Origin of the sequence: Enterobacter cloacae complex sp. P15RS (assembly GCF_014895905.1) — a bacterium.
GTDB lineage: Bacteria > Pseudomonadota > Gammaproteobacteria > Enterobacterales > Enterobacteriaceae > Enterobacter > Enterobacter quasihormaechei.
In genome coordinates, this window is record NZ_JADBQL010000013.1 from 109,544 (window position 1) to 124,572 (window position 15,029).

Consider the following 15,029-nt stretch of genomic DNA (forward strand, 5'->3'; position numbering starts at 1 on the left):
GGGGTCTGGGGACCACCACCTCAGCAGGCACGGTGACGCTCATCGCGCCCACTCGCACTATTGTCGTAGACGGGCAGAAAGAGGTTATAGACGGTCTCACCTATGACTTTATGCTGGCCCCGGGCTCGGAAGCGCCTGCGGAAATGCTCTGGTATATAGAAGAGAAAAAGCTGATTGAAGCCGCGGAGAACGTCACTCACACGTTGCACAATACTTACTCGCTGCGCGGGGCGAAAATACACGATCCGCTGGCATGGTCAAAGTACATCAATAACGCCATCGATCGTTGGGGTGATAAAGCGGAAATCATCATCGCGCAGCACCACTGGCCCACGTGGGGTAACAATAAAGTGGTGAAGCTGATGAAGAGCCAGCGTGATATCTACCGCTATATTAACGACCAGACACTAAGGCTGGCGAATAAAGGGCTGACGCGGGATGAAATAGCCGCTAATTTCGCCCTGCCTTACGGGCTGGCAAAATCCTGGGCAGGCCGCGGCTACTACGGCTCGGTAAGCAACAATGTCAAAGCTACCTATGTCTACTATCTTGGCTGGTTCGACGGCAATCCAGCGACGCTCGATAAACTGCCGCCGGTCGAGGCGGCGAAAAAGTATGTCGATTACATGGGGGGAGCCAGCGCGATCCTTGAAAAAGCCCGTATTGATTACGCCAGGGGGAATTACCGCTGGGTGGCACAGGTGGTCAGTAAAGTCGTCTTCGCCGATCCCAATAATAAAGCGGCGCGCGAACTGGAAGCCGACGCGCTTGATCAGCTGGGATACCAGGCCGAGTCAGGGCCGTGGCGTAACGCCTACCTCACCGGCGCGCAGGAGCTGCGCCACGGCGTGAAGAAAATGCCGACGCCCAAAACCGCCAGCCCGGATGCGGTCCGCGCCATGTCGACGGAGATGATTTTCGATTATTTCGGCGTTCACCTTAACGGCGTCAGGGCAGCGAATATCAGCGGCATTTTTAACGTTGATTTAGGCCGTGAGGGCGGCAGGTATAAGCTGGAGCTGGAAAATGGCGTGCTAAACCATAGCGCCAACGCTCAGGCAGAAGATCCGGATGCGACCATAACGCTCAGCCGGGAAACGCTGAACAAAATCATCCTTAAAGAAACCACGCTGAAAAAGGCGCAACAGGCAGGTGAGGTGACGATCGTCGGCAATGCCGCGAAGGTGGATGACATGCTGCGCTGCATGGAAAGCTTCCGTTTCTGGTTTACTCTCGTTACCCCTTGAACGTAAAAAAGGCTGCTTTCGCAGCCTTTTAGCATTCGCATGCAACGATTTGCCGGGTGGCGGCTTCGCCTTGATCGTTAAATGACGCCATCCCCGCCGTCTGAACACCATACCTGGCCGGATGTGTATGAACACTCATCCGAGGCAAGCGTGACGTACAGCGGCGCGATTTCAACGGGCTGACCCGGACGCCCCAGCGGGGTGCTCTCACCAAAGTGTTTCACTTTTTCCTGCGGCTGACCGCCGCTGGGCTGGAGCACAGTCCAGTAAGGTCCTGGTGCTACCGCGTTAACGCGTATCCCTTTCGGCCCCAGCTGCTTCGCCAGCGCTTTGGTGAACACCGCGAGACAGGCTTTGGTCTGCGCATAGTCAAGCAGTACGGCGCTCGGTTTTACCGCCTGTACGGATGAGGTGTTGATAATGGACGCGGGGGCTTTCAGGTGGCGTAGCGCCGCCTTAGTGATCCAGAAAGGCGCGTAAACGTTGGTTTTAAAGGTCGCGTCAAAATCTTCCGTGGTCAGCTCTTCGAGCGACTCACGGTACTGCTGGCGGCCAGCGTTATTCACCAGAATGTCCAGCCCGCCCAGCTTGCTGACGGCCTGCTCCACGAGGTTCTGACAGAAGGTTTCGTCCCGTACGTCGCCCGGAAGCGCGACGGCGTTGCGCCCTTCGGCTTTAATCAGGGCAATCACCTCGGCTGCGTCTTCTTCCTCTTCCGGCAGGTAGTTGATCGCCACGTCTGCCCCTTCGCGGGCATAGGCAATGGCTACCGCGCGCCCGATGCCGGAGTCGCCCCCGGTGATAAGCGCTTTTTTACCGGTAAGCCGGCCATGCCCTTTGTAGCTTGTCTCGCCGTGATCGGGAACAGGGTCCATTTCAGAGGCCAGGCCCGGTGGCGTCTGGGGCTGTTCCGGGAAAGGGGGCGTTGGGTAAGCGTTCGTACGTTGTTCATTATCACTCATAGCTAACTCCTTGTTAGGGGTGAGATTTGATGGATAGGTACAGCGTTAACGCTTCGCTGAATTATTTTTGCAGGTGGCTGACCCGCACGACGGGTGGTGATGATTTTTTATCGAGCGAGCCGCTAATACTGATCATGTTGTCAGGCTCCACGGTTCTGTCATCAAATACGGCTTTCGGAATAACAACATCTATTTTCCCGGTTTTATCCTGGAATACGTATTTATCGTCCTTCCCGTCAATAAGGTTGCCGCGCAGTGAAATAGAGGCGCCGTCATGCATCTCTTTCGCCTGAGTTATCGTCATAATGCGCGCATCATCAGTACCACGATAACCGCTGTCCAGCGCATGCGGTGGTGGGGGCGCTTCACCCTTTTGTAACCCGCCGTTATTATCTGCCCATGCAGAAGGGATAATTAATATTAACAAAGCTGTAATGGCTGATAATTTCATCTGATATCCTTCATTTTGCATGTCTTGACTTATTAAGTATTGTTGCTATTCCTTTATGTGGCAAATGTGATAAGTCTTAAAAGCATTTGCGTAGAAAAATCATAAATTTCGGCAATTAAGCGAAACGGTGACGAAAGCCATGGAACCTGAAAATGAAAAAGTGCCCGGGATAAAAGAGAGTAATCGTTTACTGACGTTTGAGTATGCATTTCGTCAGGTTGGTTTTATTGTCCTGTTAGCTATTATCGTGGCCGCGATCGCCGGCCTGTTTTCCAGCGGTGCGCTCAGCGACGTGGAGAAAACAAACGAAGCAAAATCCCTGAATCTGAGCTATGAGCGCTTCGGCCGCCGCCAAACCGAATCGCGGATGGCGCTCACCTTCCCGGTAAAAGCTGAGGGCAAATACACCCTCAGCCTGACCAGCGAAAGCAGCGACGTGTATGAGCCAGGCAGCGTCTGGCCGCAGCCGGACAGTATGTATAGCCGTGGGAATACCCTGTTTCTTGTCTACGATAACTTAAAACAGAGCGATAAGTTCACCGTCTTGCTGTTCATCACGCCGACAAAAGCAGGGAAATGGACAAACAGCATCCGCGTAAACAACGAGCCAGATATCCGCTTCTGGCAGTTTATTTACCCCTAGGAGTCGAATATGGACATGGTTTTTCGTGCCCTGGCAATATACCTGTTTCTGGTTATCGTGTTTAAAGTCGCCGGGCGGCGCGCCCTGCTGCAAATGACCAGTTTTGACCTTATTTTGCTCTTAATTATCAGTGAGGCGACACAGCAGGCGCTACTGGGCGAAGATTTTTCCGTTACCGGGGCGATGATTACAATAACAACGCTGGTGGTGGTGGATATTATTTTTGGCCTGATGAAAAAATATTCTTCCTCCGTTGAGAATGTTCTTGATGGCACGCCGGTGATATTGGTAGAGAATGGTGTTCCCATTGCGGATAAACTGAAAAAAGTCGATGTATCCTGCGATGATATATTGGTTTCAGCACGCCAGAATCACGGCATAACGGAATTAAAAGATATTAAGTACGCGATCCTTGAGCGTAACGGCCATATTTCGATTATTCCTGAAGAAAATTAATTAAGGGGCACATCCATGAGCAACCTTATTCACGATAACAACACGACCGTCAGCGAGCTGACGAAAAAGCTCGCCACAACGCTCACAGACAGAGGGCTGCGTATGACCACGGCGGAGTCCTGTACCGGCGGTAATCTGGCGGTGGCGCTCTGTGCAGAAGAAAATACCGCAGAATTTTATGACGTGGGCATGGTGGTATTCAGCGACGAAGCGAAGGAGCGGATCCTGGGCGTTAACCACGACACGATTGAACGGTTCACCGCCGTCAGCGAGCAGACGGTGACCGAGATGGCTGCGAAAATTCGCGATATTGCCGAGGCGGATATCGGCGTTGCCATCAGCGGCTATGCGGGGCCGGAAGGCGGAGACGATGGCACCGCAGCCGGTACGGTCTGCTTCGGCTGGAATATTTGCGGGCAGACGGAAACCCGCACCGTGCTGTTTTCCGGGGAATGTCAGGATGTGGTGGAAAAAGCGGTGCGTTATTCGCTGTCTGAACTGATCGAAATACTTTCCGGCTGGGATAACGTCTGAAACAAGGGGAAAGGCTATGGCTGTCATCGTAATTACCGGCGGTACGGCGGGCGTGGGGAAAGCCACGGCGCTGCACTTTGCTAAAGCGGGCTACGACGTGGGCATTATTGCCCGCGATGAGCAGAGCCTGCGCTCCACGGAAGAGGAGTTACGCCGTTTCGGGATTAACGCGTGTGCCGTTCAGGCCGACGTGGCGGACAGCAAGGCGGTGACCGAGGCTGCCAACGAAATTGAATACCGGCTAGGGGCCATTGACGTGTGGGTGAATAACGCCATGGGCGGGATGCTTGCGCCGTTTCGTACCATGTCCGCTGAGGAATTTCGCCGCGTCACCGAGGTGACCTATCTGGGCTATGTTAACGGCACCCGCGCCGCGCTGGAGTTAATGACGCCTCGTGACCGGGGGACGATTATTCAGGTTGGCTCCGCGCTGGCCTACCGCTCCATTCCCTTGCAGTCAGCCTACTGTGGGGCGAAGGCCGCGATCCGCGGGTTTACCGACGCCGTGCGCACCGAGCTGATGCATGAAAACAGCCGGGTGCAGATCGCCATGGTACAGATGCCGGGCCTCAACACGCCGCAGTTCGAGTGGGCGAGGAATAAATTTGCCTGGGCTATGCGACCGGTTCCTCCCGTGTTTCAGCCGGAAGTGGCTGCCAGCGCGATTTTCAAGGTAGCGCAAAAACCGGTGCGGGAGCTGTGGGTGGGCAGCAGCACGATCCAGTCGATTGTCGGGCAATTCCTTTTCCCCGGTTTTCTGGACCGGCTAATGGTCAAAAAAGCCTGGGAAGGGCAGATGACCGATACGCTGAATGCGGACGATCGCCAGGACTATCTGGATCGGCCGGTTAACGATCTGCATAAAATCCACGGGCACTTCACCAACGAAGCAAAAGAGCGCGCCACCAGCGTCACCTCCGGTATGCCGGGGAAAGTGCTGCTCGGATCCCTTGCCGTCACGGGCGCGATCGTGGCTCGTCTGCTGCTCTCCCGGAGACGCTAATCAGCGCAACGCGGTACGATCGGTCCAGAACCAGCGGTAGCCGTAGCCGCTGAGGTTAAGCTCAACGGTTTTACCGCAAATCAGCGCGTCGTCGTAGCGTTTGTCTGCCAGGCAGGCGGTCCATGTGGCGTGTCGGATCCCTCTGGCGGTAAAATTAACGGGCTTATCGCTGAAGTTAACGAAGGTCAGGATGCTGCGCGTATCGGTTTCGTAATAGAGCCCGAGCACCGCATCGCTGTCGATAGTGATGAGGCGAAACGGCGCGACGCCGATTTCAGGAAACTCGGAGCGCGTATTGGCGATGTCGATAATGCGGTGCAGAAGCGAGCTGCGGTGCAACAGGGAGTCCGCCACGTTGATTTTCTGGTAGCGGTACGGACCGTGGTCAATGATCGGGGCGATAAAGGTATCCGGGTCGGCATCTGAGAAGCCGCCGCCTTGCGATCCGGCCCACTGCATCGGAGTGCGGACGGCGTAACGCTCTTCCAGATCCAAATCATCTCCCATGCCAATCTCATCCCCGTAGCGCATGACCGGTACGCCCGGCAGCGAAAATAAGACCGCATGGCAAAAGGCCAGCCGCTTTCGATCGCCATTAAGCATCGGCGCCAGACGGCGGCGGATCCCACGCTGATACACGCTCATCTCTTCATCCGGGGCAAAGGCATCAACGACGGTCTGCTTCGCTTTTTTCCCTATCCCTTCCAGGTCCAGCTCATCATGATTGCGCAGCCAGTTGGCGAAACAGCAGGAGTCTGGCGGCACAATCATCTTCTTTACCGCGTTGCGCAGCGGTCGCGCGCTTTTCTCCGCAAGGCTGACGTAGAAGTACTTATTGAGCCAGAAATTCAGCACCAGATTCAGCCGATCGTTCTGCCCAAAATACGCTTTGTAGGCTTCGACCTCCACGTCGACTTCGCCGAGCAGGATCGCGTCCGGGTTACGCTGCTCGATTAGACGCCGCAGGTGTTCCAGGATCCACAGCCCGCGTTTTTCATCCCCACGTCCGGCCTGTTTTGTCAGGTGCGACGCCGCATCCAGACGAAAGCCCGACACCCCGAGCTTTAGCCAGAAGATGATGATGTTCTCAACCTCCTTCAGCACCGCAGGGGAAGCCAGATTAAGATCCGGCTCGTGGCGATAGAACATATGCCGGTAGTATTGCCCCGCCTCGTCGTCCCATGTCCAGACGCTCTTTTCCACGCCAGGGAACATTGGGGGCGTGTCGTCCTCATCCGTGTCGGACCAGAGGTAATAGTCCCGGTAGGGTGACTGCGGGTTGCGGCGGGCCTGCTGAAACCAGGGATGCGCATCCGAGGTATGCTGGATCAGCAGTTCAATAATGACCTTCATCCCCAGCTCCCGCGCCTGCTCAATGAAGGCGATAATATCGTTGAGCTTGCCGAAGCGGGGATCGACCTGCAAATGGTCGCTCACGTCATAGCCTTCATCGAGAAAAGGCGTGAGGTAAAACGGGGTGATCCAGATAACCGTCGCGCCCATCCGGCGAATGTAGCGCAGCTTCGCGGCGATCCCGGCGATGTCGCCGCAGCCATCGCCGTTAAGATCGTAAAACAGGGCGGTATCAATCTGGTAAATAATGGCGCGTGTATGCCAGCCTGCCATAGCAATCCTTAGTGATAACCTTCGGTATCAGACACTTTGCCCCGGAAGACGTAGTAGCTCCAGGCGGTGTAAACCAGGATCACCGGAACGATGAGCAGCGTGCCGATCAGCATAAACAGCTGGCTGGCAGGCGGCGCAGAGGCTTCCCACAGGGTAATGTGCGGCGGAATAATGTGTGGCCACAGGCTGATGCCCAGCCCGCTAAAGCCGAGAAAGATTAAGCCCAGCGTCAGCAGGAACGGGCGGGCGTGGCTGTCGGGATTGCGCGTCAGCCGCCAGATCCACAGGCTGAATACCGCCACCAGTACAGGGACCGGCAGGAACCAGAAGAAGTTGGGCAGAGTGAACCAGCGCTCGGCGACAAACTGCCAGCCGAGTGGCGTCCAGATGCTCACCACCGCAATGACGGCGATCAGCGCCAGCAGCACGTGTCGGGTCAGCTCGCGCATCCGGTTTTGCAGCGCCCCTTCGCTTTTCATGATTAGCCACGTGGTGGCCAGCAGGGTATAGGCGACAATTAAGCCCAGCCCGCAGAACAGGTTAAACGGCGTGAACCAGTCCAGCGAGGAACCGACAAAGCGTCGGCCTTCGACGTCAAAGCCGTTGATCATCGCGCCGACCACGATCCCCTGGCTGAAGGTCGCGAGCAGAGACCCGCCAGCAAAGGAGTAATCCCAGAACTTGCGGTGGGAAGGGGTTGCCTTGAAGCGAAACTCAAACGCGACGCCGCGGAAAATCAGCCCGATCAGCATGGCCGTCAGCGGGATGGTCAGAGCATCGATAATCACCGCGTAGGCCAGCGGGAACGCGCCGAACAGCCCCGCGCCGCCGAGAACCAGCCAGGTTTCATTTCCGTCCCAGACCGGGGCGACGCTGTTCACCATCACGTCGCGCTCTTTGGCATCTCCCACAAAGCTGAACAGCATGCCGATACCGAGATCGAAGCCGTCCATGATGATGTACATCAGCGTGGCGAAGACAATAATGGCAAACCAGATGACCGGGATATCGACGCCCATCAGATCTTCTCCTCTTCCGGAACGGACTCGGCGGCGGACAGCGGACGGGCAGGGGTGCCCGACGTGTTAGATGTCAGCGTGCCGACAGGCTGTGGCCCTTTCTTAATTAACCGGGCGAGATACACATAGCCCACGCCAAACACCGAACAGTAAACCACGATAAAGGCCAGCAGGCTGATGCTCATCTGCAACGTGCTGTGCAGAGACACCGCGTCTATCGTGCGCAGATAGCCGTAGACGACCCACGGCTGACGGCCTACCTCGGTGGTGACCCATCCGGCGAGCAGCGCGAGCAGTCCGGCTGGCCCCATGCAGAGGGCAAACCAGTGGAATGGCCGGGAGTGGTAAAGCCGACGGCGATAGCGCAGCCAGACGCTCAGCACGCCAAGCGTAATCATCAGCAGGCCCATGCCGACCATAATGCGGAAGGACCAGAAGACGATGAGCGAGTTCGGACGGTCCTCTTTCGGGAAATCTTTCAGCGCAGGCACCTGTTTATCCAGGCTGTGCGTCAGGATCAGGCTGCCGAGGGCCGGAATTTCAAGCCCGTATTTGGTGCGCTCTTCTTCCATATCCGGTACGCCAAACAGCAGCAGCGGGGTGGCCTCGCCCGGCGGATTTTCCCAGTGGCCTTCAATCGCGGCGATTTTGGCCGGCTGATGCTCAAGCGTATTCAGTCCGTGCATATCCCCGACCACGGCCTGAATGGGCGCGACCAGCAGCGCCATCCACATGGCCATGGAGAACATCTTGCGGATCGCGGGCGTATCGTTACCGCGCAGGAGGTGCCACGCCCCGGACGCGCCCACAAACAAGGCGCTGCACAGGAAGGCGGCAATGGACATATGGATCAGGCGGTAAGGGAAAGAGGGGTTAAAGATGATGGCCAGCCAGTCTTCGGGAATAACCTGTCCGTTCTGGATACTGAAGCCCTGCGGGGTGTGCATCCAGCTGTTGGAGGCGAGGATCCAGAAGGTGGACATCAGCGTGCCCAGCGCCACCATGCAGGTGGCAAAGAAGTGCAGGCCGGGGCCAACCTTGTTCCAGCCGAACAGCATCACGCCCAGGAAACCGGCTTCCAGGAAGAAGGCGGTTAAAACTTCATAGGTGAGAAGGGGGCCGGTTATGCTGCCCGCGAACTGGGAAAAGCCGCTCCAGTTAGTGCCAAACTGGTAAGCCATCACCAGCCCGGAAACCACGCCCATGCCAAAGTTCACGGCGAAAATCTTTAGCCAGAAATGGTATAGCGATCGCCAGACATCGTTTTTTGTGCGAAGCCACATGCCTTCGAGTACCACCAGATAGCTCGCAAGCCCGATGGTGATCGCAGGGAAGAGAATATGAAAAGAGACGGTAAAGGCGAACTGGATCCTGGCCAGATGAAACGCATCGAGCTCGAACATGCTCCGTACCTCTGGAACTGATAGCGCACATGGTATTGCCAGGCAGCCTCAGGCGGCCTGGCAAAACCGGTTACGGTTTTTTCTTACCCGCACCAAGCTCGGCGCCGGTAAGCGGATCGGCATCAGGATCGGATTTCGTGCGCGCGCACATCGCTTTGACCAGCGTGGCCTGCTCTGTTGTGAGCGTCACGCTTGCGCCACCGTCACCACCATCGACCGCTGGCTGAGGAGATTCCACGTAGTCGAAGTGCTTATCGCTGTTCCAGCTGCCGCGAACTTCTCCCCCCTCAGACATATTGTAGTACTTGTTGGTGTACTCTTCGATTGGCGGCAGTTTACCCGGTGGGAAATTATTACGGATCGACTGGAGTGCCTTCTCAAACGAAAGCTGGTGCGCTGCCTCACGCGTCATTAAAAACGCCAGCGCATCTTTAACACCCGGATCGTCCGTTACGTTAATCAACCGCTCGTAGATAATCTTGGCGCGCGCCTCTGCGGCTATGTTAGAGCGCAGGTCGGCTGTGGGTTCGCCAATGGTATCTACATAGGCTGCCGTCCAGGGCACACCCGCGGAGTTGGTCAGCGGCGTGCCGCCACCGTAGAGCAGGGAGGTGATATGACTGTCGTTGCCGTTCTCGGTCATGGACCGGTACAGCTCCGCTTCATTCTCAACGCCTTCCGCCAGCTCACCTTTCGCACCCTTATTCAGCATACCCACCAGGGTGCCGATAATTTCCAGGTGGCTTAACTCCTCGGTCGCGATATCCATCAGCATATCTTTACGACCGGGATCGTCGTCGCTTAGTCCCTGCGTAAAGTAACGACATGCCGCGGCAAGTTCGCCCTGTGGCCCGCCAAACTGCTCAAGCAGCAGGTTGGCCAGGCCCGGATTCGGTTCGGCTACGCGGACCGTGTATTGCAGCTGTTTTACGTGTCGAAACATAGGTTCTCCCTCTTCCGTTATTTTTTCGCTTCAACGCCGTCCGCGTCGGAACGCAGCAGGAACTGTTCCGTCGTCTGAGGGATATGTTGAATCAGCCAGTCCGCCATCTGGCGCTCTTCTTCCAGAATGGACTCAATGGCAGGAATGGAGGCGGTATCGCCCGCTTTCCTGGCCGCAGCCAGCAGGGAGGTGTAGCAGGCAATTTCAAACTGCTCAAAAACGTAGCCGCTGATAGAGCCTTTAACAATTTCATCGGAAGGGAACATGCCGCCAATGGACTGGCCGAGTGCCGCCATTTTGCTCATAGAGTCTTTGATGACCGAACGGGAAATATCGTTGCGGTCGAGAATTTCTTCCAGCACAGTAATTTGATGTTTAGTCTCATTAACGTGTTGTTCAATTCGTGCACGTAAGTCGGGATAATTATCAATACGGCTGGCCATTGATTCCAGCATTGATTCGGCTTGCTTTTCCATCGCATGGGCATCGCGTAGCCAATCATGGTAGTGTTCTACATGATTCATAATTAACTCCTGGTAGTTTATATTCTGGTTAATTTTTGGTGCTGATGCTCATCAAATTAGTATTTATCCTTTCTGGGCTTTTTGATTAATATTGCCGACAGCCAGATCGGTTAATTTGAGATCGGTTTCTTTTTCTTCTTCCAGCGTTTCGGCAAGAAGTTTAACGGCTTTTTTATAGCCTAATTGTTCTGCCAGGGTGGCCAGGGTGCCGTAGCTGGCAATTTCGTAGTGCTCAACTTTCTGCGCAGCGGCAATTAAGGCGGCATCACGAACTTCATTTTTCTCTGTGCTCTCAATCACTTCGTTGGCTTCTTCAATTAAGCCTTCCATCGCAACGCATTTCATGCGCTTGAGCTTGAGGCCAGATTCCTGCTCAATAATCTGATCGATACGTTCGATCTGTCCCTGCGTTTCTTCGAGGTGAGCCGTGAACGCGGCGCTCAGCTTCTCGCTGGATGCGGCGCGGGCTAATTTGCTTAGCGCGCGGGTCAGCTGCTTCTCAGCGCTGTAGGTGTCGGATAACAGGTGTATAAATACATCTTCAACACTTTTCATATTCATATATTCGCTCCAGTGAAATAAAGGGAAGGTACTGCGAGCCGACGGGCCCGCAGCATGCTCTCGGTATATTTATAAGAGCTTTAAATAAGATCAGGAGTTGTCAGATTTACGGCCTCCGCCGTGACTGTTCTGTCCCCCTTTCTTACCCGCTTCAGATGCGCGTTGCGGATCGTTTTTGAAATTACCGCCGCTGTGCTGGCCGCCTTTACGCCCAGCTTCTGATGCTTTCTCACGGTCTTCAGCGAAATTACCGGAACCACCACGATGTTGCTCTGCCATATATCAACCCTCATGTTGCGTTTATGTCAGGAGATACGATAAGTAATTCGTATCAGTTGTCGTTCAGGAATTAACATTAGTCGTTATGTGAGAAGAGTCAAATTTCCTGTCTGGGTTGTTTTGCGCTATTTCCAGAGGGGCGGTGGAAATACCGCTTCGTTATGGCTTTTGAAAATAGGAAGTAAATCCATTGCTTAGAGGGAAATAACTTGTGTCGTTAGGATTCCGCTTAGCTAATAATCTTAATGTGAACGCGGCGAGAATTATTACAAGAATTGACGTAGCGCAAAAATATATCTTTCTGACCAGCGTCTTTTTATTCGGAATAGTCTTAAGTGAGGAGCGAAATAACGAGCCGAAAACAACGTGTCCGATCGTCTTTTTTGACGTGGTCAGCCGGAACGGGTGAGGGTATGCTGCATTTGTCACCACAATAATTACAGAGGCAATGTCATGGATCAGGAGCTACTGGATGCGGGATACCGGGCCTACACCGGTGAGAAAATCGATGTCTACTTCAACACCGGGATCTGCATACACTCGGGCAACTGCGTGCGCGGCAGCGCGGCGCTGTTCGACCTGAAGCGTAAACCGTGGATCGCACCGGATGAAGTGGATGCAGAAACTGTCGTACGCGTAATTGATACCTGCCCGAGCGGTGCGCTGAAGTACCGCCAAAAATAAGCGAGGAACCATGGATATTCTTGAAGGCCATAACAAGTTTTACGTCAACGACGCCGAAGGCAATCAGGTGGCGGAGATCGTCTTTGTCCCGACCGGCGAGCATTTGAGTATTATAGAGCACACCGATGTGGATCCGAGCCTGAAAGGGCAGGGTGTGGGTAAGCAGCTGGTGGCAAAAGTGGTGGAGAAGATGCGCGGTGAGAGCCGTAAAATTATCCCGCTGTGTCCGTTTGCGAAGCATGAGTTTGATAACACGCGGGAGTATGACGATATTCGGGCGTGATTTTCTGGCTAAGATGCTCTTTGGTATAGCAGTAGAATTGTTCCGTTCACTATAGCATCTTTGCTATCTGAAACGCCCGCTGCGGTGAACGTGTTAAGGGGGCTACCGCCGCCCCCTTAACAATCCCGGCTCCCGGCAGGAAAATCGCCGCTTCGCGGTGCCCTCATCTTATTCCTTACGGCTTATCGGGGACGGGCGGAGGTAACGTCCATGTAAAGCCGCCCTCGACGCGCATCCATGCGCGTCGCCCCTGCCTCCAGGAAACGATTCGGCGATTTTCAGCCGGACTAATGCCTCCTCCAGCTTCTTCACTGCCTGAATGGGGCAGGGGTGTTGAGTCCCCGCTAAAATCGGCGAGCCGGAGACTGGATGACAAGGGCTGGACGCCATGGATGGCGACAAGAGGCGAATCGAGACAGGATGTCGAGTTGAGCCGACCGCAGGCAGACTGTCGGGAGGTGAGCGCAGTGCGAAGCACCGATTTTCCGCGGGGCCGCGGGGATTGATAAGGGGGCCGCGGTGGCCCCCTTATCCCGTTCACAGGTTGAGGGGTTAAAATTAACAACTAACCGTAATGTGAACGGAAAAACTACGCACTCAACCGACAAACATCACCGACACGCACAGCACGCCAACAATCAGCGTCAGCAGGTTGCCGATGGAGCGGTACGGTTTTAGCGACGGGATCAGGTACGTCGACAGCGTCGGCATGATGAACAGGATCATGGCGATAAGCGGACCGCTGATGGCGTAAATCATCGAGATCGCGTTCGGATTGATGCAGCAGACCGCAAAGGTAATCAACGACACGCCAAGAATGGAAACGGCGCGGTTAAAGGCGCGGCTTTTCTTCACCCCCACCTGATTCAGCGACGACCTCACAATCTCCGTTGCCCCTTCAATCACGCCAAAATAGGTGCCGAGGAACGATTTCGACATCGCAATAATCGCCACGATAATGCCGGAAATGCCCAGCCATGCCGGGGAAGAAGGCATCATCGACAGCGCGGACAGGATTGTCACCCCTTCCTCTTTTGCCGCCACGATATAGGACGGTGGAATCGAAAGCAGGCAGCTGAAGACAAAGAACAGCACGCTAAGGCAGATGATCAGGTACGCCACTTTCATGATTTTTTTGCATTTACCCATGGCCTCTTCACCGTATTTCTCGCGACGGTCTACGGCAAACGTCGAGATAATCGGGGTATGGCTAAAGGCGAAAACCATCACCGGTATGGAAATCCACACCTGATGCAGCGTGTGCCGATCGACGGCCATCTGGCTGGTCAGCAGCGACGGCTGCCAGCTGCCCGTCAGGTACAGCGAGACAAACAGGAAATAGGCAATCAGCGGGAAGACCAGGAATCCCATCACCTTAATGGTAATGTGCCGCCCCATCAGGAAGATGAGGTTCAGGATCAGCACCACGCCAAAGCTCACCAGCATCCGCACGCCGGTATCCACCGTCATCCGTTTCGCCAGCTGCTCAGTGAGCGAGTTGGTTATCGCCACCGCGTAAATCAGCACCACCACAAAGAAGGCCACAAAATAGAGCGTGGTGATCAGGTTGCCGATCTTTTTACCGTAGTAGTGGGTCACGGCACCGGTGATCCCTTCGCTGCCTTTCGTTTTCGATGACAGGATGAACTGCGCCAGCGCCTTGTGCGGCCAGTAGGTTAAGGGATACGCCACAAGGGCGGTGATCAGCAGGACAATCGCGCCAGCAGAGCCGAGCTGAATGGGCAAGAACAGGGTTCCTGCGCCCACGGCAGTGCCGTAGAGGGCGAAACTCCAGAGAGTCTCTTCTTTTGACCAAATTTTCGACATTAGAGCAACGTATCAACTATAAAACGAACAAAAAGGAGTGCAATTTACCATAATTATGCGTTGAGGTCGCCGTTGCTTCGCAGGTGAAGGGCCGGAGATCGCCTCCGGCCCGAGGATCATTCGCTTGCCAGCGCGCGTCGCTGCTGGCGGCGCTTGATGATTTTCTCCCGCAAAGTGTCGTACGCCCAGTTGTAGAGCATGGTGTACGGCAGGAAGAACAGGAAGAAACCAATTTCCAGCGTGAATGCCTGAAGCAGCGTCACTCCGAGCACGGCGGCAACGATGGTCACACCAATCACGATAAAGCCGCATTCAAAACCCAGCGCATGCAGGGCGCGCACTTTCGCCGTGCGCTTCACCCGCTGTACGGGCCAGAAACGGTCGAAGCCAAAGTTGTAGATAATGTTCCAGAGCATTGCCGTGGTCGCCAGAATAATGGTGAGCCCACCCATTTCCAGCACCGAGCGCTGCATGAGCCACGCGGCCGTCGGGGCGAGGATCGCCGTAGCAATGCCTTCAAAACAGACGGCGTGGAAGATCCGCTCCGGCAATTTACGTTGGAGTGCATCCTGATGTTGCATAGT

18 protein-coding genes are annotated in these 15,029 nt (G+C 55.1%); 7 read left to right on the forward strand and 11 right to left on the reverse strand.

Annotated features, from left to right (window positions below; genetic code table 11):
• Nucleotides 1–1,247: alkyl/aryl-sulfatase (locus IM267_RS21225; protein WP_226847988.1), on the forward strand; the 1,247-nt coding region annotated here is incomplete at its 5' end.
• A gap of 77 nt (nt 1,248–1,324) precedes the next feature.
• Here the strand turns inward: IM267_RS21225 and IM267_RS08355 are convergent.
• The gene (locus IM267_RS08355; protein ID WP_063869213.1) at nt 1,325–2,209 is read right to left on the reverse strand and encodes an SDR family oxidoreductase; all 885 of its coding nucleotides are present in this window, start codon (nt 2,207–2,209) and stop codon (nt 1,325–1,327) included.
• A 61-nt stretch (nt 2,210–2,270) separates the two neighbouring features.
• A complete protein-coding gene (locus IM267_RS08360; RefSeq protein ID WP_063869470.1) occupies nt 2,271–2,660 on the reverse strand; it encodes a YdeI family stress tolerance OB fold protein in 390 nt (129 codons plus the stop codon).
• Between the two features lie 139 nt (nt 2,661–2,799).
• Between IM267_RS08360 and IM267_RS08365 the strand changes: the two genes are divergently transcribed.
• From IM267_RS08365 to IM267_RS08380, 4 genes are read left to right on the forward strand one after another with little or no spacing between them, the layout of a single operon-like run.
• Nucleotides 2,800–3,303 (forward strand): hypothetical protein, encoded by a 504-nt coding sequence (locus tag IM267_RS08365; protein ID WP_193033174.1) that lies wholly within the window; start codon nt 2,800–2,802, stop codon nt 3,301–3,303.
• A gap of 9 nt (nt 3,304–3,312) precedes the next feature.
• Nucleotides 3,313–3,759, forward strand: a complete 447-nt coding sequence (locus IM267_RS08370; RefSeq protein WP_063451971.1) for a DUF421 domain-containing protein — start codon at nt 3,313–3,315, stop codon at nt 3,757–3,759.
• A gap of 15 nt (nt 3,760–3,774) precedes the next feature.
• On the forward strand, nt 3,775–4,293 hold the full coding sequence (locus IM267_RS08375; RefSeq protein WP_193033175.1) for a 2-oxo-tetronate isomerase: 519 nt from the start codon (nt 3,775–3,777) through the stop codon (nt 4,291–4,293).
• A 16-nt stretch (nt 4,294–4,309) separates the two neighbouring features.
• On the forward strand, nt 4,310–5,296 hold the full coding sequence (locus tag IM267_RS08380; RefSeq protein ID WP_193033176.1) for an SDR family oxidoreductase: 987 nt from the start codon (nt 4,310–4,312) through the stop codon (nt 5,294–5,296).
• Here the strand turns inward: IM267_RS08380 and IM267_RS08385 are convergent, their stop codons facing one another.
• The 7 genes from IM267_RS08385 to IM267_RS08415 all read right to left on the reverse strand — a co-directional run bounded on the left by IM267_RS08385 (nt 5,297) and on the right by IM267_RS08415 (nt 11,651).
• The gene (locus tag IM267_RS08385; RefSeq protein WP_131636344.1) at nt 5,297–6,922 is read right to left on the reverse strand and encodes an alpha-amylase family protein; all 1,626 of its coding nucleotides are present in this window, start codon (nt 6,920–6,922) and stop codon (nt 5,297–5,299) included. It lies immediately after the preceding gene.
• Between the two features lie 8 nt (nt 6,923–6,930).
• Nucleotides 6,931–7,941 carry a cytochrome d ubiquinol oxidase subunit II gene (gene cydB / locus IM267_RS08390; protein ID WP_063451967.1) on the reverse strand — a complete coding sequence of 337 codons (1,011 nt, stop codon included), beginning with the start codon at nt 7,939–7,941 and terminating at the stop codon, nt 6,931–6,933.
• Complete coding sequence (locus tag IM267_RS08395; protein ID WP_003862857.1) at nt 7,941–9,344, reverse strand: cytochrome ubiquinol oxidase subunit I; 1,404 nt, start codon at nt 9,342–9,344, stop codon at nt 7,941–7,943. The genes cydB and IM267_RS08395 overlap by 1 nt, the downstream gene beginning before the upstream one ends.
• 70 nt (nt 9,345–9,414) lie before the next feature.
• Nucleotides 9,415–10,287 carry a manganese catalase family protein gene (locus IM267_RS08400; RefSeq protein ID WP_063869221.1) on the reverse strand — a complete coding sequence of 291 codons (873 nt, stop codon included), beginning with the start codon at nt 10,285–10,287 and terminating at the stop codon, nt 9,415–9,417.
• Between the two features lie 17 nt (nt 10,288–10,304).
• Entirely contained in the window at nt 10,305–10,811 is a 507-nt protein-coding gene (locus tag IM267_RS08405; protein WP_107533669.1) for a ferritin-like domain-containing protein, read from the reverse strand.
• A gap of 63 nt (nt 10,812–10,874) precedes the next feature.
• The gene (locus IM267_RS08410) at nt 10,875–11,372 is read right to left on the reverse strand and encodes a ferritin-like domain-containing protein (protein WP_063451964.1); all 498 of its coding nucleotides are present in this window, start codon (nt 11,370–11,372) and stop codon (nt 10,875–10,877) included.
• A gap of 90 nt (nt 11,373–11,462) precedes the next feature.
• A complete protein-coding gene (locus IM267_RS08415; protein ID WP_022651794.1) occupies nt 11,463–11,651 on the reverse strand; it encodes a general stress protein in 189 nt (62 codons plus the stop codon).
• A 453-nt stretch (nt 11,652–12,104) separates the two neighbouring features.
• Between IM267_RS08415 and yjdI the strand changes: the two genes are divergently transcribed.
• Both yjdI and IM267_RS08425 read left to right on the forward strand, forming a co-directional pair.
• Complete coding sequence (gene yjdI, locus IM267_RS08420) at nt 12,105–12,335, forward strand: 4Fe-4S mono-cluster protein YjdI (RefSeq protein ID WP_193033177.1); 231 nt, start codon at nt 12,105–12,107, stop codon at nt 12,333–12,335.
• Nucleotides 12,336–12,345: 10 nt separating this feature from the next.
• Nucleotides 12,346–12,618, forward strand: a complete 273-nt coding sequence (locus tag IM267_RS08425; RefSeq protein WP_063451963.1) for a GNAT family N-acetyltransferase — start codon at nt 12,346–12,348, stop codon at nt 12,616–12,618.
• A gap of 597 nt (nt 12,619–13,215) precedes the next feature.
• Here the strand turns inward: IM267_RS08425 and IM267_RS08430 are convergent.
• Together IM267_RS08430 and IM267_RS08435 are read right to left on the reverse strand one after the other, a co-directional pair.
• Nucleotides 13,216–14,445, reverse strand: coding sequence for an amino acid permease (locus IM267_RS08430; RefSeq protein ID WP_063869224.1), 1,230 nt, complete (start codon nt 14,443–14,445; stop codon nt 13,216–13,218).
• Between the two features lie 116 nt (nt 14,446–14,561).
• Nucleotides 14,562–15,026, reverse strand: a complete 465-nt coding sequence (locus tag IM267_RS08435; protein WP_063869225.1) for a multidrug/biocide efflux PACE transporter — start codon at nt 15,024–15,026, stop codon at nt 14,562–14,564.
• Nucleotides 15,027–15,029 lie beyond the last annotated feature (3 nt).

Excerpts from the sequence above, each read along its gene's own strand:
- IM267_RS08355 (WP_063869213.1), bottom strand. The coding sequence starts at position 2,209 with ATGAGTGATAATGAACAACGTACGAACGCTTACCCAACGCCCCCTTTC.
- IM267_RS08360 (WP_063869470.1), bottom strand. The coding sequence starts at position 2,660 with ATGAAATTATCAGCCATTACAGCTTTGTTAATATTAATTATCCCTTCT.
- IM267_RS08365 (WP_193033174.1), top strand. The coding sequence starts at position 2,800 with ATGGAACCTGAAAATGAAAAAGTGCCCGGGATAAAAGAGAGTAATCGT.
- IM267_RS08370 (WP_063451971.1), top strand. The coding sequence starts at position 3,313 with ATGGACATGGTTTTTCGTGCCCTGGCAATATACCTGTTTCTGGTTATC.
- IM267_RS08375 (WP_193033175.1), top strand. The coding sequence starts at position 3,775 with ATGAGCAACCTTATTCACGATAACAACACGACCGTCAGCGAGCTGACG.
- IM267_RS08380 (WP_193033176.1), top strand. The coding sequence starts at position 4,310 with ATGGCTGTCATCGTAATTACCGGCGGTACGGCGGGCGTGGGGAAAGCC.
- IM267_RS08385 (WP_131636344.1), bottom strand. The coding sequence starts at position 6,922 with ATGGCAGGCTGGCATACACGCGCCATTATTTACCAGATTGATACCGCC.
- cydB (WP_063451967.1), bottom strand. The coding sequence starts at position 7,941 with ATGGGCGTCGATATCCCGGTCATCTGGTTTGCCATTATTGTCTTCGCC.
- IM267_RS08395 (WP_003862857.1), bottom strand. The coding sequence starts at position 9,344 with ATGTTCGAGCTCGATGCGTTTCATCTGGCCAGGATCCAGTTCGCCTTT.
- IM267_RS08400 (WP_063869221.1), bottom strand. The coding sequence starts at position 10,287 with ATGTTTCGACACGTAAAACAGCTGCAATACACGGTCCGCGTAGCCGAA.
- IM267_RS08405 (WP_107533669.1), bottom strand. The coding sequence starts at position 10,811 with ATGAATCATGTAGAACACTACCATGATTGGCTACGCGATGCCCATGCG.
- IM267_RS08410 (WP_063451964.1), bottom strand. The coding sequence starts at position 11,372 with ATGAATATGAAAAGTGTTGAAGATGTATTTATACACCTGTTATCCGAC.
- IM267_RS08415 (WP_022651794.1), bottom strand. The coding sequence starts at position 11,651 with ATGGCAGAGCAACATCGTGGTGGTTCCGGTAATTTCGCTGAAGACCGT.
- yjdI (WP_193033177.1), top strand. The coding sequence starts at position 12,105 with ATGGATCAGGAGCTACTGGATGCGGGATACCGGGCCTACACCGGTGAG.
- IM267_RS08425 (WP_063451963.1), top strand. The coding sequence starts at position 12,346 with ATGGATATTCTTGAAGGCCATAACAAGTTTTACGTCAACGACGCCGAA.
- IM267_RS08430 (WP_063869224.1), bottom strand. The coding sequence starts at position 14,445 with ATGTCGAAAATTTGGTCAAAAGAAGAGACTCTCTGGAGTTTCGCCCTC.
- IM267_RS08435 (WP_063869225.1), bottom strand. The coding sequence starts at position 15,026 with ATGCAACATCAGGATGCACTCCAACGTAAATTGCCGGAGCGGATCTTC.